General features: G+C 44.4%; 22 protein-coding genes. 18 read left to right on the top strand and 4 right to left on the bottom strand.

From position 1 onward, the window contains the following. The first annotated feature begins 92 nt into the window (after positions 1 to 92). Complete coding sequence (locus AC3E9V_RS06050) at positions 93 to 869, top strand: LytR/AlgR family response regulator transcription factor (RefSeq protein ID WP_488752294.1); 777 nt, start codon at positions 93 to 95, stop codon at positions 867 to 869. On the opposite strand, the gene AC3E9V_RS06045 is transcribed toward AC3E9V_RS06050, so the two are convergent. Further along, positions 856 to 3,648, bottom strand: coding sequence for an ATP-binding protein (locus AC3E9V_RS06045; protein WP_488752293.1), 2,793 nt, complete (start codon positions 3,646 to 3,648; stop codon positions 856 to 858). The two genes, AC3E9V_RS06050 and AC3E9V_RS06045, sit on opposite strands and share 14 nt — an antisense overlap. A 153-nt stretch (positions 3,649 to 3,801) precedes the next feature. Between AC3E9V_RS06045 and AC3E9V_RS06040 the strand changes: the two genes are divergently transcribed. The 6 genes from AC3E9V_RS06040 to AC3E9V_RS06015 all read left to right on the top strand — a co-directional run bounded on the left by AC3E9V_RS06040 (position 3,802) and on the right by AC3E9V_RS06015 (position 7,236). After that, positions 3,802 to 4,164 (top strand): DUF4260 domain-containing protein, encoded by a 363-nt coding sequence (locus tag AC3E9V_RS06040; RefSeq protein ID WP_488752292.1) that lies wholly within the window; start codon positions 3,802 to 3,804, stop codon positions 4,162 to 4,164. 359 nt (positions 4,165 to 4,523) lie between these two features. Continuing rightward, on the top strand, positions 4,524 to 4,916 hold the full coding sequence (locus AC3E9V_RS06035; protein WP_488752291.1) for a DUF3859 domain-containing protein: 393 nt from the start codon (positions 4,524 to 4,526) through the stop codon (positions 4,914 to 4,916). Between the two features lie 116 nt (positions 4,917 to 5,032). Then, complete coding sequence (locus AC3E9V_RS06030) at positions 5,033 to 5,467, top strand: OsmC family protein (RefSeq protein WP_488752290.1); 435 nt, start codon at positions 5,033 to 5,035, stop codon at positions 5,465 to 5,467. A gap of 107 nt (positions 5,468 to 5,574) precedes the next feature. Next, positions 5,575 to 6,159, top strand: a complete 585-nt coding sequence (locus tag AC3E9V_RS06025; RefSeq protein ID WP_488752289.1) for a Crp/Fnr family transcriptional regulator — start codon at positions 5,575 to 5,577, stop codon at positions 6,157 to 6,159. 269 nt (positions 6,160 to 6,428) lie between these two features. Continuing rightward, complete coding sequence (locus AC3E9V_RS06020; protein ID WP_488752288.1) at positions 6,429 to 6,782, top strand: SnoaL-like domain-containing protein; 354 nt, start codon at positions 6,429 to 6,431, stop codon at positions 6,780 to 6,782. Further along, the gene (locus AC3E9V_RS06015; protein ID WP_488752287.1) at positions 6,775 to 7,236 is read left to right on the top strand and encodes a DoxX family protein; all 462 of its coding nucleotides are present in this window, start codon (positions 6,775 to 6,777) and stop codon (positions 7,234 to 7,236) included. Before AC3E9V_RS06020 ends, AC3E9V_RS06015 begins: the two co-directional genes overlap by 8 nt. Positions 7,237 to 7,435: 199 nt before the next feature. Here the strand turns inward: AC3E9V_RS06015 and AC3E9V_RS06010 are convergent, their stop codons facing one another. Then, complete coding sequence (locus tag AC3E9V_RS06010) at positions 7,436 to 8,062, bottom strand: hypothetical protein (RefSeq protein ID WP_488752286.1); 627 nt, start codon at positions 8,060 to 8,062, stop codon at positions 7,436 to 7,438. 182 nt (positions 8,063 to 8,244) lie between these two features. On the opposite strand from AC3E9V_RS06010, the gene AC3E9V_RS06005 reads away from it, so the two are divergent. The 10 genes from AC3E9V_RS06005 (at position 8,245) to AC3E9V_RS05960 (ending at position 18,367) form a co-directional block, all read left to right on the top strand. Next, the gene (locus AC3E9V_RS06005; RefSeq protein WP_488752285.1) at positions 8,245 to 10,071 is read left to right on the top strand and encodes a family 43 glycosylhydrolase; all 1,827 of its coding nucleotides are present in this window, start codon (positions 8,245 to 8,247) and stop codon (positions 10,069 to 10,071) included. A 141-nt stretch (positions 10,072 to 10,212) separates the two neighbouring features. Beyond that, on the top strand, positions 10,213 to 10,470 hold the full coding sequence (locus tag AC3E9V_RS06000; protein ID WP_488752284.1) for a hypothetical protein: 258 nt from the start codon (positions 10,213 to 10,215) through the stop codon (positions 10,468 to 10,470). A gap of 211 nt (positions 10,471 to 10,681) precedes the next feature. Then, the gene (locus AC3E9V_RS05995; protein WP_488752283.1) at positions 10,682 to 11,050 is read left to right on the top strand and encodes a hypothetical protein; all 369 of its coding nucleotides are present in this window, start codon (positions 10,682 to 10,684) and stop codon (positions 11,048 to 11,050) included. Positions 11,051 to 11,476: 426 nt separating this feature from the next. Continuing rightward, complete coding sequence (locus AC3E9V_RS05990) at positions 11,477 to 12,613, top strand: hypothetical protein (protein WP_488752282.1); 1,137 nt, start codon at positions 11,477 to 11,479, stop codon at positions 12,611 to 12,613. Positions 12,614 to 12,772: 159 nt separating this feature from the next. Next, positions 12,773 to 14,119, top strand: a complete 1,347-nt coding sequence (locus AC3E9V_RS05985) for a Gfo/Idh/MocA family protein (protein WP_488752281.1) — start codon at positions 12,773 to 12,775, stop codon at positions 14,117 to 14,119. Between the two features lie 15 nt (positions 14,120 to 14,134). After that, positions 14,135 to 14,884, top strand: coding sequence for a 3-keto-disaccharide hydrolase (locus AC3E9V_RS05980; RefSeq protein WP_488752280.1), 750 nt, complete (start codon positions 14,135 to 14,137; stop codon positions 14,882 to 14,884). 21 nt (positions 14,885 to 14,905) lie between these two features. Then, a complete protein-coding gene (locus AC3E9V_RS05975) occupies positions 14,906 to 15,295 on the top strand; it encodes a DUF1801 domain-containing protein (RefSeq protein WP_488752279.1) in 390 nt (129 codons plus the stop codon). Between the two features lie 22 nt (positions 15,296 to 15,317). Then, positions 15,318 to 15,647 (top strand): hypothetical protein, encoded by a 330-nt coding sequence (locus AC3E9V_RS05970; RefSeq protein ID WP_488752278.1) that lies wholly within the window; start codon positions 15,318 to 15,320, stop codon positions 15,645 to 15,647. Positions 15,648 to 15,850: 203 nt separating this feature from the next. After that, positions 15,851 to 17,488 (top strand): IPT/TIG domain-containing protein, encoded by a 1,638-nt coding sequence (locus AC3E9V_RS05965; RefSeq protein ID WP_488752277.1) that lies wholly within the window; start codon positions 15,851 to 15,853, stop codon positions 17,486 to 17,488. Between the two features lie 90 nt (positions 17,489 to 17,578). After that, the gene (locus tag AC3E9V_RS05960) at positions 17,579 to 18,367 is read left to right on the top strand and encodes an EF-hand domain-containing protein (RefSeq protein ID WP_488752276.1); all 789 of its coding nucleotides are present in this window, start codon (positions 17,579 to 17,581) and stop codon (positions 18,365 to 18,367) included. A 28-nt stretch (positions 18,368 to 18,395) separates the two neighbouring features. Here the strand turns inward: AC3E9V_RS05960 and AC3E9V_RS05955 are convergent, their stop codons facing one another. Beyond that, the gene (locus tag AC3E9V_RS05955) at positions 18,396 to 19,118 is read right to left on the bottom strand and encodes a hypothetical protein (RefSeq protein ID WP_488752275.1); all 723 of its coding nucleotides are present in this window, start codon (positions 19,116 to 19,118) and stop codon (positions 18,396 to 18,398) included. A gap of 37 nt (positions 19,119 to 19,155) precedes the next feature. Then, positions 19,156 to 20,232, bottom strand: coding sequence for a family 20 glycosylhydrolase (locus AC3E9V_RS05950; protein ID WP_488752274.1), 1,077 nt, complete (start codon positions 20,230 to 20,232; stop codon positions 19,156 to 19,158). Between the two features lie 635 nt (positions 20,233 to 20,867). On the opposite strand from AC3E9V_RS05950, the gene AC3E9V_RS05945 reads away from it, so the two are divergent. Continuing rightward, positions 20,868 to 21,596, top strand: coding sequence for an ankyrin repeat domain-containing protein (locus AC3E9V_RS05945; protein ID WP_488752273.1), 729 nt, complete (start codon positions 20,868 to 20,870; stop codon positions 21,594 to 21,596).

Genomic DNA, 21,596 nt, shown 5'->3' with positions numbered 1-21,596 from the left:
AAGGCAATATACCTTCGCAAACCTGTATTTCATCGACAAAAGCTTTCTCTTTCATCAAAAATGCCGAATTTCGGACTAAACCAGTCGATCAAATGCGCACAGGAAGGCATATTCTTTTTTGGGTGATAGTCACCGCTTTTCTTACGTTTACGTTTGGACAGCCAGACCGGGATTACGTCAAATCTTTTCTTTTTGTCACATTCCTATTGCCAGCTGCAATGGGTACATCCTACTTCTTTAATTACTACCTCGTCCCAAAGTATCTGCTGACCAAAAGGTACTTCAAATTTGGCCTGTACCTGACGTATACCCTGATCTTCTCCCTGTACCTGGAAATGATTGCGCTGCTATTGGCTCTCATCCTCCTCGCCAACTATAAATACCAGAACCTGAACCCATACACCACCAACCTGATGGTTCTGACCATCACCCTCTACCTGATTGTTTTCATCAATGGATTCATACTCCTGATCAAGCGTTATCAAAAAAATGAAAAACAGATCACCAGCCTACGTGAGGAGCAAAAGAAAGAGCAGCAGGAGCAGATCATCATACGTGCTGACCGAAAAAATCACCCGCTTTTATTGCAAGACATTCTTTACCTGGAAAGCCTTGCTGATTATGTGAAAGTCCACACATCCGATAACTCGATCATTACCAAAGAAAAAATCAGCAGCTTTGCTGACCTGCTTCCCAAATCCTTCATCAGGGTCCACAGGTCATTCATCGTTAATAAGCTCCATGTAGAGTCTTTTAACATGGAAACAGTGCAGGTAGGCAACGAACGTATACCCATAAGCAGGACCTACAAAAAAGAAGCATTGAAGGTATTGAAAGAAGGAGAAGTACTTCCTGCTAAGACTTCATGAGAGATGTGGGCTTGCGGCCAAAGCGCTTCTCAAACACAGTGGAAAAGTAAGCCGGTTGCTGAAAACCTACAGCCGATGAAAGCTGAGTTACATTATGAAAAATTTTCTGATGGATCATTTCCATGGCTTTGGTCAGCTTGATCTCCTGTATAAACTGGTGTGGAGTCAGTCCGGTATGTTTTTTAAGGAACCGGTAGATCTGGCGTTCACTCATAGCAGCACAATCTGCCAGCCTCCAGACATTGAAGTTGCTATCGTCCAGATTTACGAGAACTTCCTCTCTAAGCTTATTCACAATTTTAGTGTCTGATGAAATAACCACCTCTTCCTCTTCAGCTTCCTCGCCCATTCGGTTGAGATAGTTGCGATAAAGGTTTCGCACACGTACTACCAGCTCCTCAGGATCAAACGGCTTATGCAGGTAGTCATCTATACCTATTTGAAAAGAGTCTTTCCGAATGCCCGGGTCGTTTAAGGCTGATAAATGAACAAATGGCAGGTTCTTCCACCGTTCACTGGACTTTACTACTTTCAAAAATGAGGTGCCGTCCATCTCGGGCATCATCACATCAGAAAGGATAATATTTACGTCCTGTGTCTCCAGCTGCTCCAGTCCTTCTATACCATTCTTAGCTTCATGTATGGTAAAATCCTCACCTAACAGTGACCTGACAAACTTTCGCATGTCCTGATTGTCTTCCACCATGAGAAGTGTTGGTTTTTCAGCTAGCTGGTCAGCCAAAGGAGTTAGCTTCTTATCTGGGCCTGAGTTGGCACTTTTCATCCTGGTGACAGGCGATGCAGCAATCAATTCTGCTGGTAATTTTACTTTAAATGTACTCCCCTTCCCTTCCAGACTTTCTACTTCAATCCGCCCATCATGCATCTCCACGATCTCTTTGGACAGCGCCAGACCAATCCCCGTCCCTCCTTTTGCACCTCCATCTGTGTTTTCACTTTGAAAAAACCGGTCAAAAATAAACGGCAAGTCTTCCTTTCTAATACCGCTACCCGTATCTGAAAAAGCTATTTCCACTTCATCCCGAACACACATGTATACCTTGATCAGACCTCCTCTTGGCGTATGCTTAAGGGCATTTGAAATGAGGTTGATAAACAGCTTCGAGAGCTTATCAGCATCAACATTCATATAAAGCTGCTGCGACACCTCATTGCTCAGCAAAACCCCCAGGTTCTCAGCTGTAGGCTCAAACGATCCCACTGCCTGTGCTATCAACTCACGAACATTGGTTACACGCTTTTTCAAAGGCATCTGCCCCTCCTCCATTTTCGAGAGATCCAGTATTTCATTGACGATAGTAACCAGGCGATCCGTATTGCGATTGACTATGTCCAGGTCCTGCTTTACATCATCAGCAAGGTCTTTTCTATTTCTGATCCGTTTTATCGGTCCCTTGATTAAAGTCAGCGGTGTCCTCAGCTCATGAGCCACATTGACAAACCACCTGCTCTTGGTATCATGGAGCGCTCTGATCTGCTGATTGTGTGCCTCTACTTCTACATTTCTGGCTCTGAGCATCTTATTTCTTTTTCTACGTAACGTATAAGCTCGATAGAGCAGAAACGTAATGAGCAGCATAGATATTAAAATAACGATAAGGCCCACCTGATAAAATGACTTCTGACTCAGGTTGTATTCTGCTTCAGCCAGTAAGAGATTCTTCTCAGCAAGTTCCCGTTCGTTACGTTCACTCTGATACTTAGACTTGATCGACTCGATCAAACGGGTATTCTGTAAGTTGTAAAGGGAGTCATTTCCTGCAGTAAGCTCTTTGAAATAATCATATGCCTGCTGATAGCGTCCGGTCTTATAGTACACTTCCTGCAAAACCTCCAGGGCATTGTAGTAAAGCTGAGCGCTGTTGATCTGCTCTGCTATCTTTTTGGTACGATTCATATAGCTCTCAGCTGAATCAAGTTCTCCCAGGTCCAAATGGAAAAATCCAAAGCTCTGTAAAGCGAATCCTTCCAGCCGAACATCTGCATGATCCAACGCGACCTTCAGACATGCCAGCAGATTTTTTCGCGCCTCCTCATATAGCTCCACATCCTGGTACACAATGCCCAGGCCCTGGTAGATATTGAAGAGCGAATTATGACTGCCTGAGGCCTGAGCAATGGGCAGAGCCTGCTCATACACCTTTATGGATTTTTCATAGTCTCCCTCTTCACAATATACACCGGCTATGTTACCATATACCCTGGAAAGCAACACATCGTCATCCAGAGCCCTGGCCATCTCCACACATTGCTCATAATACTCCAGAGCGATTTTATGATCCCCCAGATAATCGTAATTATTTCCCAGCATGCGCAAGGTGACCAACATATTGGATGAGTCCTGCATCTTTTCGAATCGCCTGTACAGCCCATCCAGCAGTTTGATTGCTCCTGCCCGATCATCCTCATCCATCATCAATCGGGCAATCATCAGGTGGTTAGCCATAATGAGAAGCGTATCCTGATTTTGGCTGGCATACCGATTGGATCGTTTTATGTATGTCCGGGCTTCTTCGAAGTAATTATTATCAAAAAAATTTTTTGCAAATGCATTGTACGCTCTGGATGCTGAATCAATTTGGATTTTACCTTCCAGGATACCATCTTCAAGCTGGCGAATCTCACGAAAAATTTTGGCAGTGTCCGATTGTTGATACAGTTGTAAACTAAAAGACACAGTCTTAAATGGCACAATAAGGACTACTAAGCTGAAGAGGCTAAGTATCAGCTCACCCCAAAATTTCTTTGGCAGGTTCATATTTAACATTAGGCAGTGGTGAATCTGAAATATATGACTTGATGAAACAAAAGGCAACAATGTACCTACATTTATTCGTCAAAACCTGCTTTAAAACAGATTATCTTTAAAAATGGCAGAACTGTTTTCCCTCACCTTTCATAACTTCCGGTCATGAAAAACTTACTAAAAATTGAAGAAGCCGGTATGTGGGCTTTGTCCATAGTTCTCTTTTCTCAAACCGACTTTGCCTGGTGGTGGTACCTGGTATTGCTCCTTGCTCCGGATATCGGCATGGTCGGGTACCTGTTTGGGAATAAGGCCGGTGCAATCCTCTACAATATTTTTCATCACAAAGGAATAGCTGTCGTTATTTATGCAGCAGGTATCTATTCAGGCTCGGCCTGGACTGAACTGGCCGGCATCATCCTTTTCGGACATGCAAGCATGGATCGTGTCTTTGGGTACGGGCTCAAATATGCTGACAGTTTTTTGCACACGCACCTGGGCTGGATCAGGCCGGAGACTGGAAAGTAACAAGTTGTAACTTCTCCTCCCAATCCTATCAGGTCACAAATCTTTCACTGTCCGGTCGTCCATTTTGCAGCTTATGACGGAGTACCGTGGTGCTTACGCAAGGACACAATAAGTGTAACGATCGCTCCAATGATAACAAGAACTGCAAATGCCGGCATTAACAAAAATGCCATGGGCGTAACCACGACCATCAGAAAGATGAAAAGCAACGACTCCCCATTAAAGTGTTTCATCACCTCAACCATTTGATTATGGTATATAAGTTAAATTATAACCTACCATATTCCTATGATCTCAATCAGTCGAAAAGCCAACATTTATACGAATGAAAGGTCATATTTCATACTTTTGCGAGGCAAATGAAAAAGAAGAATAATCGTCCCGTTGAGATAGAGATCCTTAACTACGGTTTATACAGCGAGTGGGATCGTGAAAGCAGTGCTCTGCCTCATTTTGAAGAGCTTACCACCGAAGTAGAGGCCAGGATCGGCGTGGAGTTTGGGATGATCGTGGAAATCCGAAAGGCTAAAGGCAGATACCTTGATTTTTTAATTGAACATCCACCGTTCACAGATTCTGAGGGAAATGTGGAGCCCCCTTTCCATGGAACCTTTCGGGTTAAACACAACCCCTTTCATTTTTTCCTGGGTGACACGGTGTGGGAACCTGTGAGCGACAAAAAAGGCGACTGGCACCTCTCACTCTTACTGGATGATAATGTGCTTATCAAAAAAACCATTCGGCTTACATAACCTAAAGAAGTTTAGCAAAAGCAAACAACTGTCCCCCCTTATAATGTTATGATACTTAGCTGATCACAGGTATTAGCAGTATTTTTACTAATAGAAACCTAAAACCCTAATATTATATGAAACGTAAAGCCGAAGCCTCATGGAAAGGCGGAAAATCAGGAAAAGGAATACTCACTACGCCAAGCACGGTCTTAAATAAGACTCCATACACGCTGAAAGAGCGATTTAAAGATGAAGATGGTAAGGCAGGAACCAATCCGGAAGAGCTGATCGGTGCTGCTCATGCCGGGTGTTTCAGCATGGCGCTAAGTGTAGAGCTGGAGAAAGCCGGATATACTGCTGAGAGCCTGGACACTACAGCCACTGTATCCATCGATCCGGTGGATGGAGGTTTTGAGATCACCGGGATCAAGCTGGACCTCACCGGAAAAGTCCCGGGCATTACCGAGGATAAGTTTAAGGAGATTGCCAATGCAGCAAAAGTTGGTTGCCCGGTATCCAAAGCTTTGAAAGCAGTTCCGGTAGAACTGGATATTACTTTTAAATCCTAAAAACCTGATCACCTCGAAAAGTTGACTTTCGGGGTGATTTATTACTTTTTCAACCCAACCCCTTCAAAAAACGTAGTTTTAGTCATCAGTATCATTTTTTCAACACTTTGAAAGGGCAACCACTACTTACATATATCAGTCAATACGTATCGCTCACTACAGAAGAAGAGCAATTACTGCTGGAAAATATTTCGCACCGCAAATACCTCAAAGGCCAGTATGTAGTCCAGCAAGGAGACGTATGCCGATATGAAAGCTTTGTGGCAAGCGGATGTCTGAAGACTTTTTACCTTGACCAGGAGGGCCAGGAACATATCGTTATGTTTGCTGTAGAAAACTGGTGGACCGCAGACCTGGGGAGCTTTCTTTCGCAAACTCCCGCTGACTATAACGTGCAGTGCCTGGAAGATACGGAAGTCATCCAGTTTACCTACGATAAGCTGAACGAACTCTATCTCAGGATCCCTAAACTTGAGCGATTTTTTCGGATTATTATTCAGAAAGCCTATGTCGCTTCTGAAAAAAGGATCATCCGCAACTTTAGCCTTCCGGCCAAAGAAAGGTACCTGCAGTTTCGGGCACAGTATCCACAGATAGAGCAACGGGTACCTCAATATATGATCGCTTCTTACCTGGGTATCACCAAAGAGTTTCTGAGCAAGATCAGGAGCCAGCTGATTATGGAGCAATAGGCGGTAAGAAGTAAGCAGCAGGTAGTGACAGTGGGTAGTGGCAGTGGCAGTAGGTAGTGGCAGTGGCAGTGGTAGTAGGTAGTGGCAGTGGCAGTAGACAGTAGACAGTAGGCAGTGGCAATAGGCAATCTGTCAAAAAGACAACGGCTAATGATCAATAGCCAACAACAGTAAGTTAATCTGGTTTAACCTCCTTTATTAATCTGGTTTGTCGCATAGCTTCTTAGCCTCGCAGAACTTTGCCTAAACGAATTTAAAAGAGACACGTTATGGCAAGTTTATTAGAAAGGATCAGCGACCTGAATGACCTGGTACTTCAGGGAAAAGCCATGGAGGCTTTTGAGAAGTATTATCATGAGGATGTGATCATGCAGGAAAACGACAACCCTCCGACCGTAGGTAAGGCAGCCAACCGGGAAAGAGAGGAAGCGTTTTTCTCAAAGATCACTGAGTTTCGCGGAGCTAAAGCTCTGAAAGTAACCGTAGGCGAAGGAGTATCCATGGTAGAATGGCAGTATGACTATACTCATAGCGAATGGGGTGTTCGCAATTACACACAGATATCTGTGCAGGAATGGAAAGATGGTTTGATCGTCAACGAGAAATTTTACTACAATGCTTAATCGAAAAGAGATGAAAGAGAGGCTATTTCAGACAGACAACTCAGTCACAGCCCTCATCCTGAGGGTCATGTTGGGTGTAGTGGTATTTCCGCATGGAGCGCAAAAGCTTTTCGGATGGTTTGGCGGATATGGATTTACAGGTACGATGAATTATTTCACAGACACAGTAGGTCTTCTGGGAGTTACCGGTTTCCTGGTCATTGTGCTGGAATCTATCGGCGCAGTTGCGCTTATCGCAGGCTTTGGGACACGAGTTTTAGCTATTGCTTATACGGTACTTGCTGTGGGAATAGCCATGACCTCCCACATGCAGCATGGATTTTTTATGAACTGGTATGGCAACCAGGCTGGCGAAGGCTTTGAGTATTTTCTGCTATGGATCGCTATGTCACTGTCCCTGTTTGTTTTGGGTGGTGGCCGGTTTTCCATTGACCGGAAACTGATCAAAGCTTAAACCGGTACGGTGAAACGGTTAATTAGGTTAGATGGGGGGGGCGTGTGAGGAATCACGCGTCCTTTTTTTAAAATACTCAAAAACTACCAGATGTCCACTTTATCATAGAATGCTCTCAAAATCACCATGAATGTAGAAGACTTCAAAAAGTCAAATTACCGGAATAGGATGATGACCTGAAAGCTTATGGCACAAAAAACTAATTCCCGACAACAAGGTGGTCCATCTCCAGGATAAGGTGATCTATTTTAGCCAGGATAACCTCCGGAGGCAAGCTTTCAGACTGGATAAGCGAATCAATCTCCGCATATACATGTCTTTCATATTCCTGATGGGATAAACTACCATATTCCGCTGCATTCTTCAGGTGCAGACAGGCATATTTCAGAGCCACCCGGGCCAGGTCCGAATTATTGCTTTCAGCATAGCGTTCAGACACCCTCAGTTCTGCCACCGCTAAGGCATTCAGGGTATACTCAAACGCCTCATTCATATCATCAGTGATCAATGAATCGCTCAATATTTCATGATAAATTTTAGTCAGCCTTGTGATGGCACCTTCTACCTGTTGCTGACTTTCTGTGTCAAAGTCTACTTCTACGTTGCGAATACTATTAATGGCATTTTCCAGGTGATATAAGCTTCGGTTGACCATCCTTTCTTTCAAATAATGCCGCACATTCCCCAGGTATATTTCGGGTTCTTCGGCAGCCTCGTTGAGTGCCGGATGATGCGACTTATAGGTAACCCCTAAATGAGACATGACGTACATCCCACCGATAAGCACTGTAAGGGTCAGCAAGTATTCAAAAAGGCGATTTTTCATTTTCTATTGATCTTGATACTTTTAAGTTACGCTTTCTAAAACCAAGAACTAACCTGTAACATGGTGATTTTTGTCAGGTAAGGTAGCCGCAAAGACTGTAGAAATTCTGGAAAGTATGGAAATAAGTGGTTCCAAACACAATTTATTACCTTCACATAGAAATCAGCTAAACAATATGCCCCATGAAACGGATCTGGTTTTTTATACTCGCAATCCTCCTCATTTCCTGTACAACTTCTGATCAACCGGCAACAGAAGAACCCACCGCCAAAAAGGAAAAGAATTTCGAAACCTACTGCAACCCGATCGACATTGACTACTCCTACATGTCGCACTACCGGGCGAGAAATGACGTTTCTTATCGATCAGGAGCAGATCCGGCTATTGTCAATTACAATGGGCAGTATTACCTGTTCGTCACCCGATCACACGGCTACTGGATTTCTGACGATATGAGCAACTGGGAGTTTATCCGCCCTCAGAGCTGGTACTTCAATGGCTGTAATGCCCCGGCTGCAGCGGTTTACAAAGACAGGGTCATTGTCCTCGGCGATCCTTCCGGACGGGGAGCGGTTATCGAAACGGATAACCCTAAACTCGGCGACTGGAAAACGAACTTTGCTGTGATTAATGTACCACGAGGTGTGCAGGACCCATGCCTTTTTGTGGATGACGATGGCAAAGTATACCTGTACGAAGAGTCTTCCAACAAATGGCCTATCCATGGAGTAGAGCTGGATGCGGACAACTATTTTGTACCTGTAGGAGAGCAAACCGAACTGTTTAACCTCGATCCGGATAAGCACGGCTGGGAACGTTTTGGCCAGGACCACCGCTCGGACATCAAGCCTTTTATTGAAGGACCGTGGATGGTAAAACACAACGATACCTACTACCTGGAGTATGGAGCTCCCGGCACTCAGTGGAATGTATATGCCGATGGCGTGTACACCAGCGACAACCCACTTGGACCATTCGAATATGCACCGTATAACCCCATCTCTTATAAGCCCGGTGGTTTTCTCAAAGGTTCGGGACATGGCAGCACTGTTCGGGACAACAATGGCAACTACTGGCACTACGCCACCATGGCCATCTCTGTCAATTATAAGTTTGAGCGGCGGATCGGGATGTACCCGGCAGGCTTTGAGACGGATGGTCAGATGTACGTGAATACCGCTTATGGCGATTACCCACACTACCTGCCGGACACGAAAGTAGACAACCATAAAAACCGCTTCACCGGATGGATGCTCCTCTCCTATCAAAAGCCCGTGAAGACCAACTCCGCACTGGTGGAAGAAGATGTCAACGTGGTGGACGAAAGTGAAGGCGGCTACATGCAGGAGCAGATAAAAGGATTTGAGATCGAAAAGATCAACGATGAGGAGATCCGTTCCTACTGGGTATCTTCAGCAAACAATGATAGCATTTACGTAGAAGTGGACCTGGAAAAACCGATGGACGTAAAGGCAATCCAGATCAATTTTCAGGACTTCCGTAGCAAGATCTTTGGGCGGCCGGACACCCTCAGACAGCAATTTGTGATCAGTGGTTCTCCGGATGGTGAAACCTGGGAAGTGATTGCCGATTACTCTAAAAATCAACAAGACATGCCCCATGGATACATTGAGCTTCAGGAATCGGTAGAGGCACGTTATATACGTTATGATCATGTGTACTGCACTAATAACTACCTGGCAATATCCGAGTTACGGGTGTTTGGGAAAGGGAAAGAGGCTCCTCCCGTCACTCCGGCCAGCTTCCAGGTCACCCGCCAGGATGACCGCCGAAATGCGGACCTCACATGGGAGCCGGTCCCCGATGCTACGGGCTATGTGATCTACTGGGGTATTGCAGAAGATAAGCTGAACCTATCGGCGCTGATGTACGACGAACCTGACTATGAGCTAAGAGCTCTAAACACCGATGCAGGCTATTACTACCAGGTAGAAGCTTTTAATGAAAACGGCATCTCCGAGCGGAGTGAGGTCCTGTATACCGAGTAAGGTTTTCTTTGACTCGTATAGTGGATTCTGTTATTTTTGGTGCGCAAGGCATTTTTAGCAAGCATTGATGGTCGTTATTTCGCTTGTATGCGGAATGTTCATTATGTAATGGTTGTCCGGATGCCCTCAGTGATACGAAACATGTTTGGAGTAAAACTCACATATTATCAAAAAAAGGATTGGAAACGATTCGTCAATACGATTGATGACAGAGAAAGCATGCATGACACCTGGCATGATTGGCATAGAGCTTATAAAAAAACCAGACTAGGTTTGATTGAGCAAGGATTTAAGGTTGTTGATGTTGTAGTGGATTTGGATGAGTTAGAAGAATATTGCAAACTTCGCAGTATAAAAAATGACGGGAGGGCACGCTCTCGGTTTGTACAAGCTAAATAGAATATGGGATTTGAAAGAATATCCATTGATAAATACATTAAACTTCACCTGAAAAGTAATCCTACATCTTTGTAGATCAAAAAGATGCGAAAAAAGCACTGGAGGTATTGGAATCCGGATAAGGGTACATTGGCCTTGCCAGGAACCACCAGTAACACTTGAATCTGACCTGTAAATCCGTTACTTTTAGAATAACAAATCGAAAAAAGTCATGATAAAGAAAATTCTGATCGGATTTAGTGCCCTGATGTTCCTTGCAGTGATACTTATTTGCAGGCCTGTCCCAAGAGTTACAGAAGATAAAGCGCTGGCAGAAAAAGGGACCGTTTCAGCTATTCATGAAGCGGGAGAAAAGGATGTAGTCTTTCATTTAGCAAACACCAATCATGTGTTTTACATAAACAGAGGGCTGGAGAGTGGCCTTGAATTAGATGAATTAAGGGAGAAACTAATCGGCAAAGAAGTCACATTCAAATACCCTAAATACTGGACTCCTTTAGATTGGAATGGTCAAACCAAACATGTATCTAAAGTGGAAATAAACGGAGAAGTGATCTTTAATGAGTTGAAAAAGTCATAGCCGCTGACAGTAAAGCAAGCCAACCGCTAACTTCAAAGCTTGCAGATCACTATTACAAAAGCTAGCGAGCTTCGTTATACTGCTGTAGGTCAGGGCAACACTACTAACCTAAAGCGGTGTTTAGAAAAATCCCTTGGTGTTTTTCTCCAGCAACCTAAAGGTTGTATTCCAGCTTGTCTTCACGAATTTCAAGAGACCCCTTCCCCATTTTTCAGAACATTACTTGCAAAAAAATCAATGGAGCTTAAGTAGATTGGTGAGGAAAATGTTAAGTGGAAAAGCTTGACTTTATTCTGTTAATAACTTACGTTTTTTTTCTTAAACTACTCCCAACCGAAGAAACGGTGAAAAAAAAGATGCGACTCCTAAGTATGATCCTGTAAGGCATATTTGCAACTATAAAGCATGAATCTGATAAATAACCGAATGAGATTGCCCAAATTTTTATTCTTTCTAATCATACTCCACCTGATTGCTTTTCAGACTCATGCCCAATCTGACTTTAGAGACGCTTTTATTATCACAAACAGTAATGACACAGTCCAAGGCCTAATAAACTATCGAGGCAATAGTTCCAATGCCAAACGGTGTGTATTTAAAAAAGACAGCACCAGTAGTAGTAGGGTATTTGCACCTACAGACATTAATGGGTATAGGTTTATCAATGGAAAATATTACATATCTAAGACCATAAAATCTGAAAACTCAGAGGAAATGTTATTTCTGGAGTACCTTGTAAATGGCGAGATAGATATTTATTACTACCGTGATCAAGATGGAGAATACTATTTTGTAGATACTGGCAATGGAAAGCTAAATGAGCTAAAAATTGAGGAAGAGGTTATCTACAGAAATAATAAACGATACGTAGAAAAGTTAAAAAAATACATTGGGGTCTTGAAATACGCCTTCCAGGCCAGTCCTACCGCCTTTCGGAAAGCGGAAAATGTCAAGCTCAACCATAAATCACTCATAAAAATCACAGAAGACTACCATCAGGAAGTCTGTCCGGATAAGGAATGTATCATTTATCAAAAGGCATTACCCTCCCGAATTAATCGGCTTGGATTCCTGACCGGTGTAACTGTATTGACTTCATTTGAGATTAACGGCACATCCGATGAGTACCAATATCTTAACAATTATCAATCGGAAACCTCTATCTATCCAAGTCTCGGATTATTCTACAAGATGAATCTTCCGTTCGTCAATGAAAGGTTATACCTGCAATATGAACTTAGCTATAAACGAATCAGGAGCAAAGCAACCAGCAACTACACAGAAGCCTATCTTGGGGTTAGATATGATCACCATTACAGCATCACTCGACAGACCATTAACAATTCAGCTTACTTACGATATGAAGGACCAACCGGAAAGCTTCGTCCAACGTTTCATATCGGAGCTTTTTTAAACTATTCTATCCATAACGATTACCAGGAGCGACTAGAGGCCACCTTTGTCTCCGGCAACCCCTATTTCACTGAAGAATCAACTGATAATCCATTCTCTAAAATAGATTATGGTCCAGGTATAGGTTTCGGACTATCTGCTTTTGTATAACCATTCTCAGTCCAAAGCCATTACTCCCCCTGCTGTTGTTTTCACCAAAAGGGCTCCCCCACGAGCCCGGAAACATGGGATGCATATCGCCTGTGAAATCTTGAATTTTTTTCTTAGATTAAAAGTCAAACCAACATTTTCAAGCCCAACCTATACCTCATGAAAAAAGATAACAGAAGAATTTTCATAAAAAAGCTGGGTCTGACCGGAGCAGCTGCCATCACCGGTACCGGGCTACTGGGGGGTGACCCAAAAGCATTTACCTATCTCCGCCGCACTGAAAATTCTGTAAACGGAGATGTCATTAACTATGGTCTCATTGGTGCCGGTGGCATGGGTATGGAGAATATTCGCACGTTACTTCAGCATGACGATGTGCAGGTAACGGCCGTATGTGATCTCTACCAGGGCCGTCTACAGGCTGCTAAAGAATTTCTGGACACGGATGTATTCACCACGAATGACCATAAGGAAGTCCTCAAAAGGAAAGATATTGATGCCGTGATCATTGCCACACCAGATCATTGGCACCTGCAGATAGCTATTGATGCTCTCAATGCCGGCAAACACGTTTATTGTGAAAAACCTATGGTCCATTCCGTGCAGCAGGGGCATGAACTCATCTCCGCCTGGAAAAAATCCGGGAAGCTCTTTATGGTCGGAAGCCAGGGCTTGTCGTCACTTGGCAATGAAAAAGCCCGTGAACTTCTGGCAGAAGGGGCTATAGGAGACATCAACTATGCAGAAGGCTTCTGGGCCCGCCATTCGCCTATTGGTGCCTGGCAGTACCGGATCCCTGAGGATGCCAGCGAAAAGACTGTGGCCTGGGACCGGTTCATTGCTAATACAACCAAACGTCCCTTCGATCCGCTTCGTTTTTTCCGGTGGAGAAATTACCTGGATTACGGCACAGGCATGTCAGGTGACCTGTTTGTACACCTGTTCTCAAGTCTGCATTTCATTACGAACTCAATCGGTCCAAAGATGGTCAGCGCCATGGGTGGATTACGCTATTGGAAAGACGGACGGGAAGTGCCGGATGTCCTGCTGGGCATGTTTCAATATCCGGAATCGGAGGCACATCCGGGCTTTAACCTTTCCCTCCGCTGCAACTTTGTGGACGGGACCAGCGGCACCACTTACCTTCGCATTGTAGGCAGTAAAGGCTCCATGGATGTGACATGGAATGATGTGACCCTGAAGCGAAACGAATGGTCTACGGATGATCCCTTTGCAAAGGCCAAGCAGGCCGAAAGCGGTGAAGCGCTCACTGACCGTAAGCAGATCTTGCCTCCCCGGGAAATGGTGTATCGTGTGGAGGAAGGTTACAAAGGAGCCCACTATGACCACCATGGCAATCTCCTCAACGCCATCCGAAACGGTGGTCAGGTAGTCGAAGACCCTGTATTTGGCTTTAGAGCTGCGGCACCAGCCCTGCTTTGTAATGAAAGCTACTTTAAAAACCGCTTCATCTCCTGGGACCCTGTAAAAATGAAAATTGTCTAATAACTTCCATATCTCATGACGACTAAACTTGGAAAATTAATCGGAATCTGTGTGATCCTGGCCGGATGCAATAGTCAGGGGAATAAATCCACAGAAAACTCAACTGCAACAGCCATGGAAGACTCAACTGCAGTCACAGAGCAGTGGATCTACCTGTTTGACGGTGAAAGCCTGGATGGATGGCGAGCTTTTAATGGTGACAGTCTTCCGGATAACTGGGTGATCGAAGACGGTACTTTGAAATCCCTCGGTCAGGGTGGTGACCTTGGAGGAGATATTGTATACGGGGACCGGGAGTTTGGCGAGTTTGAACTGACGCTCGAATGGAAGATCAGCGAAGGAGGTAACAGTGGGGTCTTCTACCATGTGCAGGAAGGCAAACAATATGCGGCTCCCTACGAAAATGCTCCCGAATACCAGGTGATTGATGATATCGGATTCCCCGAAAAGCTGGAAGAGTGGCAGCAGGTGGGAGCGGACTATGGCATGTACTCACCGGACCCTGAAAGGAAGAAAGGCCTGGTAAAAAAAGCCGGAGAATGGAATACCACCAGAATCAAATTTACAGCAGACAATACCGAATATTGGCTAAATGGTGAAAAGCTTTTGGAGTTTGATCCCTGGTCAGAAGACTGGAACGAACACAAGAAAAACGGCAAATGGAAAGACTACCCCGACTATGGCCAGGCTAAAACCGGTCTGATCGGCCTGCAGGACCATGGCAGCTTCATCTGGTTCAGGAAGATCAGGATAAGGGAGTTATAATACACGTTCATTAAGCTCCGGATGAATAAAGATATTAAAGCATATAACGATTCTCAGTCCACAGGGGACAAAGCCATTTGCAATGTATTGGTTCAGGAAATCAGCAAAAACCTACCTGAGGCAGAAAATAAGATCTGGCACCGACATCCTGTCTGGTTTCTGGATGGAAACCCAATCGTTGGTTACAGCAAGTTAAAAGATTGCATTCGGTTGCTGTTTTGGAGTGGTCAGTCTTTTGATGAGTCCGGTTTACAGCCTGAAGGCAAGTTTAAAGCAGCCGAGGTTCGTTTTACCAACGCAGATCAGGTCAACACCTCTGACCTAAAGCAGTGGTTAGAAAAAGCCCGTGAGATTCAATGGGATTATAAAAACATCGTAAAACGTAAGGGAAGGTTGGAAAGACTAAGGTGATGAAAGCTGGTAACTTGCATTTATGACCCTTCTGCGATGCTGTCCGGAGCCAGTGTTTTTTGGAGTCACACCTATAGAAGCCATAACTCTGATAGGCATAAGTGTTATGCTTGTGATCGTATATTTTATCCTGAGAAGAAAAAGAAAGCCCCACGAGGAAAAGCCCCCATCTATACCCGTTCATCAAAAGGACATGCTCATGCAGGACAAACCTACAGGTCCGGATAGAATGTATAAAGAAACAGGCCTTCCATTCACCAATTTCAAAATCCCGGAAATCATCCAATGGGCTGTTTTTATAATGGGACTCCTTATCATTTTAATGATATTACTAATAGTGTTAAATTCTTGATTTTTCCGGCTTTCGCAAACCCTATAAATCCCAAACTCCTCTCACAGGGCACAAGTACGGATTAACCTGATAAATCACATGTCTCTGCACTAAAACCTAACGAGATCATTGCATACAAGCGATTTATTTATTTTTTTTAAATAAATCTTAGCAAAATACCATGACGATCTAATTCAATTCTTTCAACCATAAATTCCAAAACAGTGAAAAAAGTCATTTCAACCAGCTTTTTCAGCATTGTGCTGACTACCCTATTACTCTTTTCCATCTCATGTGGTGATTCTGATAACAATTCGCCGCTGGGCCCTGTACCTGAGATCACACGATTTGAACCTGCAACGGGCCAGGTAGGGACACAGATACAAATCATAGGGCATAACCTCGGAAGTGCAAATACATCAGAGGTCTTTTTTACCGGTTCTAACAGCACGCAGGTTTCAGCATCTGTTAATGGAACCGGGCATTCCAGTGAAGAGGAATGGCTCTGGGTAAACGTCCCGGAGGGGGCCACAACAGGTCCGGTAACAGTCATCAACAATGATGTCCCCGGCAAAAGCAGCTCTTCCTTTGAAGTACTGATCCCTGAAGAAAGCCTTAGCGCTCACCCTGGAGCCGGTGCATTAGGAACTTCGATCATCCTGACAGGTATTGATTTTACCGGAGACAAAAGCGACTATTCGGTCACTTTTAAAACCCAAAGCGGCCGATTTACAGGCCATGTAGCAAGAGTGGAACCGGAAGGCGGTTTTGCGTTAGTATACCCTCCTAATTCTTCGGTCACGGGTAAAATCCATCTTGAACATGATGGCAAGCTATATGCTACCATTGAGGATTATGAAATCCTGGAATGCAATGTAACAACCTTTGCCGGTGGTGCAGATGGTCACATGGACGGCACTGGCACCGACGCTAAATTTAACAGTCCTTCCGGGATGGTAGCAGCAGGAAGCATGATCTATATTGCGGACACCAACAACGAAATGATTCGTGCTATGGATACAGAAACCGGTGAAGTAACTACCCTGACGGGAGAGGGCTACGGCTATGTAGATGGGACATTGGCTGAAGCCAAATTTAACTCCCCTTATGACATTACCATGGGTACGGACGGGCATTTGTATGTGGCTGATGGATGGAATCACTGCATCCGACAGATCAACTTATCTACCAACATGGTAACCACAGTAGCCGGAACGGGGACTACCGGACAACAGGACGGCATTGGTACTGATGCCATCCTCAGAATACCTTACGGGATCACTACAGGATCAGATGGGATGATCTATTTCACTGAGGGAAGTGATTCACATCGGGTCAAGCGATTCAACCCTGAAACGCAGGAAGTCACTACCATAGCAGGCACAGGAAATGCAGGATATAACGACGGGGCAGGTGCATCCGCTGAATTCGGTCATCCTACCGACCTGGTAGAGGTCGATGGAGTTCTTTACATCACAGACAGTGGAAATGGACTGATACGAACACTCAACCTTACGGATTTTACTGTCGGCACATTGGTCGGTGGCGGTTCATATGACTATTCCTCTGCAGATGGTGTTGGGGCCTATTGCTCATTCAATGACCCCTCAGGGATCGATTTTGATGGAGAAAGTCTGATTGTGGCTGATGTCAACCTCGTCCGTCGGATTGATATTGCCACTGGCGCTGTGACAAGGGTAGCCGGGTTCAACACCATCTCGTTTGAACCCGTAAACGGGAGCTGTTCAGATGCCGAATTTGAGAACTTGATAGGGATCACAGTAACAAGTGCCGGTGATATTTTCGTTGGCGAGATAACAGGATTTTCTGTGGAGAAAAGTCTTATCAGAAGAATTCAATAAATCTTCATGCTGCCTGTGGGTGCCAGGGGTACCTACAGGCAGTTTTAATTACTTGAAAAAAGCAGATACCAATCTCTATCAGAGTAGCATATGAAAAAACTAACCAAGCTGATCCCATTTATTGTATCTCTTAGTTTTTTGACCGCTTGCACAGGCAACAGGTTGGAGGAAAAAGGATTCTCAGTGAGTACTCCTCCTACGGACGCTGAAAAGGAAACGATTGACGGTATAGCCAGCGACTCGCTGACCCTGGAAACAAAACCGAGCAATGTTCTCTTAACAGGTTTGCAACAGTATCGGCTTACAACTATTTATAAGGTAAACTACGACAAAAGGGATAAGACACCCTTCATCGGCTCCAATCAATACCACACCAACTATTCACATCTGGGCACAACCAATGGAAATCAATGGCACTACAACTTCATGCCCGGTCTGGAAGCCGTCTATGGGTATAATATGGTCAATATAAGCCATTACGATATAGGTAGACAACAAAGAAAAACCTTCTTTAAAGAACCAGTCCTGATAAAGACCCTCTACTATCCCTCTTACTCTCGGGATACACTCAACTACCAGCCTGTCAACCGTAACTATTTTATGGTTTCGGTCTATGACCAGGATACCAATGGTGACGGATTTATCAATGTCAAAGACCTGAGGAGATTTTATCATTTTGACATTCAGGCTGAAAATTCCAGGCCACTGGTCCCTAAAAATTATTCTGTGATCAAATCCGAATATGACCCTGCGAATGACTTTATGTATGTTTTTGCTCAGCTGGATGAAAATAATGATGGTAAAAAGGACCCCGAAGAAGCCACTCACATCTTTTGGGTTGATCTGAAAAATCCTGAAAATACAGGCAGACAGTATTGATACACAGCAACTGTTTTGCCCTAAAAAATCAATCAGAAAAGCGCATGGCCTCTGCCAGTTCCTCATCAGTCATATAGTACTTATCCATAAAACCCTTTCCCTGCTCATAGAATGCAACGCATGAGGAATCTCTCCTTACGAAGTATGCATACTGATAGATCTGACTGCCAAGTCCGTGATACACCGGCATGAGGTCAGTCGTTCGCTCATGGATAGCTCTGTATTCACTATCAGAGGCGTACTTTAGCCCCCATTTGGCTATTTGCAGAAGGTTTAGGTCGTGATAATAAACCACATGCCCCAGCTCATGTGCCAGGATACCTACCTGAGCATCAAAGGGTAACGATCGGAGCAAAATGGGCTCGAAATAGGTTTCCTCCGCGTCATTGAGGTAGATCACATACTGACGGTTTTTTCGGGGGCCAAAAAATGTCCACACGTTAAAATTGGATTCCATAGGAGCCCCTCCGGGGACGAGCTTCATATCAACCTTTACATCCTTTAGCTGCGGATAAGCGGAATAAGCAATGGCAGCCGCCACCTCAAAACCTTCCGGCAACCCCTTATTTTCACCAATAATGGCTTTCAGACTATCCAGGTCATAATCCCTGCCAGCCAGGGTATCTGAAAATTGATGGACCTTTACCTTGGGGGATTTTTGCTCCGGAGGAACATTTTGCAGAAGTACTAAACCGGCCAAAAGCCCGGTGCCAAGAATGAAACCTAGCAGAACCTTCATAATTCGTTTCATGTCATAGCAAGATAGCATAAAACTAAATTTTTGATAGCTACTTATCAGATGTCCCCCAATCAATCATAGCCTCAAAACTAGCCACCTGAGCGTTTGCCCCCTCATTATCGGACTCACCATAATAAGCATCCAGAAAAGTACCGGCAGGGCTCCACACCGTCTGCATAGTACCCATAAGCCTGGATTTCATAGGTTGAGGGCTATTCTCCCTCATCAGATCCATCAACTCCATATGAGCAGTGGCAACTTCCGGTTTATTCCAAAAACAAGAAATTACCTGGAATCCTTTTGCCGCAAAGTAAGCCGGAGTTGGTGCGGCATTTTCATAGTGCCAATCACAGATCACCACATCTTTGGGAATGCGGTCAATTGCCGCATAGGTGCTGTTTTCACTAGCTTCCCACATACCCAGGCCGGTGGTCTTCCCATCAATTAAGCGGTCTCCCCAGATCCAGAGTTCCTGGCCATTCCGAGAAAGGTGGTCCCGAATTCTCCTTACTTCATCCGCAAACAGTTTTGCTCTACTTTTACCCGCACAACGCGGACATTTTTCATTTGCCAAATAAAAAACCTCATCCATGCCAGCATGAAAAGCTTTGGCCTCAAAAACACCCATAAGCTCATCCACCAGAGCAAACACTACCTGATGCACCTCCGGATGGAGTGGGCAGTAGCTTTTACAGTAAAGGCTATCGGGGTTTGGCCATTTGTATTCTTCCGGAAGCTGAATGTGGGGAGTTTCGTCAAATTCAGGATATTCTTCCAGCAGCCTTGAAGCTTTTGATGCCCAGGATTGATGGCCCAGAAGGTTGATCTGTGGGATGAGTCGGATGCCTTCTTCCTTAGCTGTTTTCACCAGGAGCCTAACATCCTTTTTAGAAAGCGGGTTCTCATCGCGGAGATTCGGGTAACTGGTATAGCTGTAGTTATAATCCACTCGCAGAACCAATGTATTGATGTTGTTTGGCCCCAGCTCTTCCTTCATGAATTTTACAAACTCATCTACACGGTCGGGCTTTGGAGCTGCAATGCTAAAACCCCTGACAACTGTAGAATCTTGTGCTGCAGACACTAAACCAGCACATAACAGGATGATAGTTAATTTCAGTTTCATCCACTAAAAATAGCCCCGAAGATGCGCTCCGCCTAAAAAAATAGCTGTATGGAGCCCGCGGATCGCTTAATGGAATACCTTTCCTCCAAAGAGGCCTTTATTGTGTTAAGATCTGAGAAGGGGCTGAGTTTTCCATTACCTTTATCTTTAAGAGTATCTAATGGAATATAAAACCAAAAAATGACACATTTACTAGTCATGAAATGAGCATGACCAGAGCAATAGGCAATAGGCAAAAAGACAAGAGATTCTAGACAAAAGATAATAGGCAGTACGCAATACAATCCCGAAGGGATGAAAGAATTATAGCTCTTGACATAAATGCAAAACAACCCCGTAGGGGTGATATAAAAGGAAATTTCGGGATGGTCCAGAAAGGCCTCAATACCACTGTGTATCGCAGGCAACAAGACAATTCATGGAAAATATGGAGATCTATGTGGACAGACCTATACGATGATACAAAATAATATCGACCTTACTAGTCCTGCTTTGTTAGTCCTTTGTCAACAATACCGTCGCTAAATAGCATTTGAATGACAAAAAAGCCTTTATAATCGGCTTGGCGATAGTGTTAACTTTTTAATTCGTAAATTTCTTAATCCGACTTACGACTTAGCCAAACCGTGCCCCCCATGGAAATACAAAAACTACTACAGCTCATCAGCGGAGGAAGAACAGATTTCATTTTTCAATTTATGAAACATCAAAACTGGAAAGAGCTTTTACATGAAGGACCTGTAAAACCATTGCAATGGCTGGTGTATTATAATGACACCACCGGGTTACGAGCTGTTATTGAAAATGGTGGAAGCCTTGACAGCATCAACATTAATGATGAATTAGGTAATGCCGCATTTTTCGGACACTGGAAGGTATGTGACTTCCTGATCAATCAGGGAGCTGATGTGAATTATCACGTTGACAAAACACAGGAAACACCACTGCACAATGCATTGGCAAAAGCCGGCAGGCCTTACTACCTGTATACTGTAAGGCTATTGGTGGAGAAAGGTGCGGATGTGAATGCCAAAACCATCCCCGGTATAGAAACCGGTGCTTTTATGCGTGACGTTCGTACTAAGGGTGAAACACCCCTTCACAGAGCCGCCGCTTACGCCGATGAGGAAACCATCCGTTTTTTAATTGATCATGGCGCTAAAAAAGAGATCAAAGATGCTCATGGAGATACACCACTAAGCTGGGCAAGTATGCATTTACGGCCTGGCAAAATACTGGCTCTCCTTAGCTATGGAAAACACAAAATTGGAGAAGCGCACAAGGTCAAAAACATCAGTGACCATGGACATGGCTGGGGCAATGGAATGGACTGGAACCTGATAGGTGATTACCTGCCTGAGTGA

The sequence above is a fragment of the Marinoscillum sp. HNIBRBA16962 genome (genome assembly GCF_057801515.1).
The sequence above is the reverse complement of the archived record's forward strand: the minus strand, read 5'-3'. Positions and strand labels throughout refer to the sequence as shown.

Bases quoted from the DNA above. Each gene is read 5' to 3' on its own strand.
- AC3E9V_RS06050 (WP_488752294.1), top strand. From the start codon at position 93: ATGCGCACAGGAAGGCATATTCTTTTTTGGGTGATAGTCACCGCTTTT.
- AC3E9V_RS06045 (WP_488752293.1), bottom strand. From the start codon at position 3,648: ATGAACCTGCCAAAGAAATTTTGGGGTGAGCTGATACTTAGCCTCTTC.
- AC3E9V_RS06040 (WP_488752292.1), top strand. From the start codon at position 3,802: ATGAAAAACTTACTAAAAATTGAAGAAGCCGGTATGTGGGCTTTGTCC.
- AC3E9V_RS06035 (WP_488752291.1), top strand. From the start codon at position 4,524: ATGAAAAAGAAGAATAATCGTCCCGTTGAGATAGAGATCCTTAACTAC.
- AC3E9V_RS06030 (WP_488752290.1), top strand. From the start codon at position 5,033: ATGAAACGTAAAGCCGAAGCCTCATGGAAAGGCGGAAAATCAGGAAAA.
- AC3E9V_RS06020 (WP_488752288.1), top strand. From the start codon at position 6,429: ATGGCAAGTTTATTAGAAAGGATCAGCGACCTGAATGACCTGGTACTT.
- AC3E9V_RS06015 (WP_488752287.1), top strand. From the start codon at position 6,775: ATGCTTAATCGAAAAGAGATGAAAGAGAGGCTATTTCAGACAGACAAC.
- AC3E9V_RS06010 (WP_488752286.1), bottom strand. From the start codon at position 8,062: ATGAAAAATCGCCTTTTTGAATACTTGCTGACCCTTACAGTGCTTATC.
- AC3E9V_RS06005 (WP_488752285.1), top strand. From the start codon at position 8,245: ATGAAACGGATCTGGTTTTTTATACTCGCAATCCTCCTCATTTCCTGT.
- AC3E9V_RS06000 (WP_488752284.1), top strand. From the start codon at position 10,213: ATGTTTGGAGTAAAACTCACATATTATCAAAAAAAGGATTGGAAACGA.
- AC3E9V_RS05995 (WP_488752283.1), top strand. From the start codon at position 10,682: ATGATAAAGAAAATTCTGATCGGATTTAGTGCCCTGATGTTCCTTGCA.
- AC3E9V_RS05990 (WP_488752282.1), top strand. From the start codon at position 11,477: ATGAGATTGCCCAAATTTTTATTCTTTCTAATCATACTCCACCTGATT.
- AC3E9V_RS05985 (WP_488752281.1), top strand. From the start codon at position 12,773: ATGAAAAAAGATAACAGAAGAATTTTCATAAAAAAGCTGGGTCTGACC.
- AC3E9V_RS05980 (WP_488752280.1), top strand. From the start codon at position 14,135: ATGACGACTAAACTTGGAAAATTAATCGGAATCTGTGTGATCCTGGCC.
- AC3E9V_RS05975 (WP_488752279.1), top strand. From the start codon at position 14,906: ATGAATAAAGATATTAAAGCATATAACGATTCTCAGTCCACAGGGGAC.
- AC3E9V_RS05970 (WP_488752278.1), top strand. From the start codon at position 15,318: ATGACCCTTCTGCGATGCTGTCCGGAGCCAGTGTTTTTTGGAGTCACA.
- AC3E9V_RS05960 (WP_488752276.1), top strand. From the start codon at position 17,579: ATGAAAAAACTAACCAAGCTGATCCCATTTATTGTATCTCTTAGTTTT.
- AC3E9V_RS05955 (WP_488752275.1), bottom strand. From the start codon at position 19,118: ATGAAACGAATTATGAAGGTTCTGCTAGGTTTCATTCTTGGCACCGGG.
- AC3E9V_RS05950 (WP_488752274.1), bottom strand. From the start codon at position 20,232: ATGAAACTGAAATTAACTATCATCCTGTTATGTGCTGGTTTAGTGTCT.
- AC3E9V_RS05945 (WP_488752273.1), top strand. From the start codon at position 20,868: ATGGAAATACAAAAACTACTACAGCTCATCAGCGGAGGAAGAACAGAT.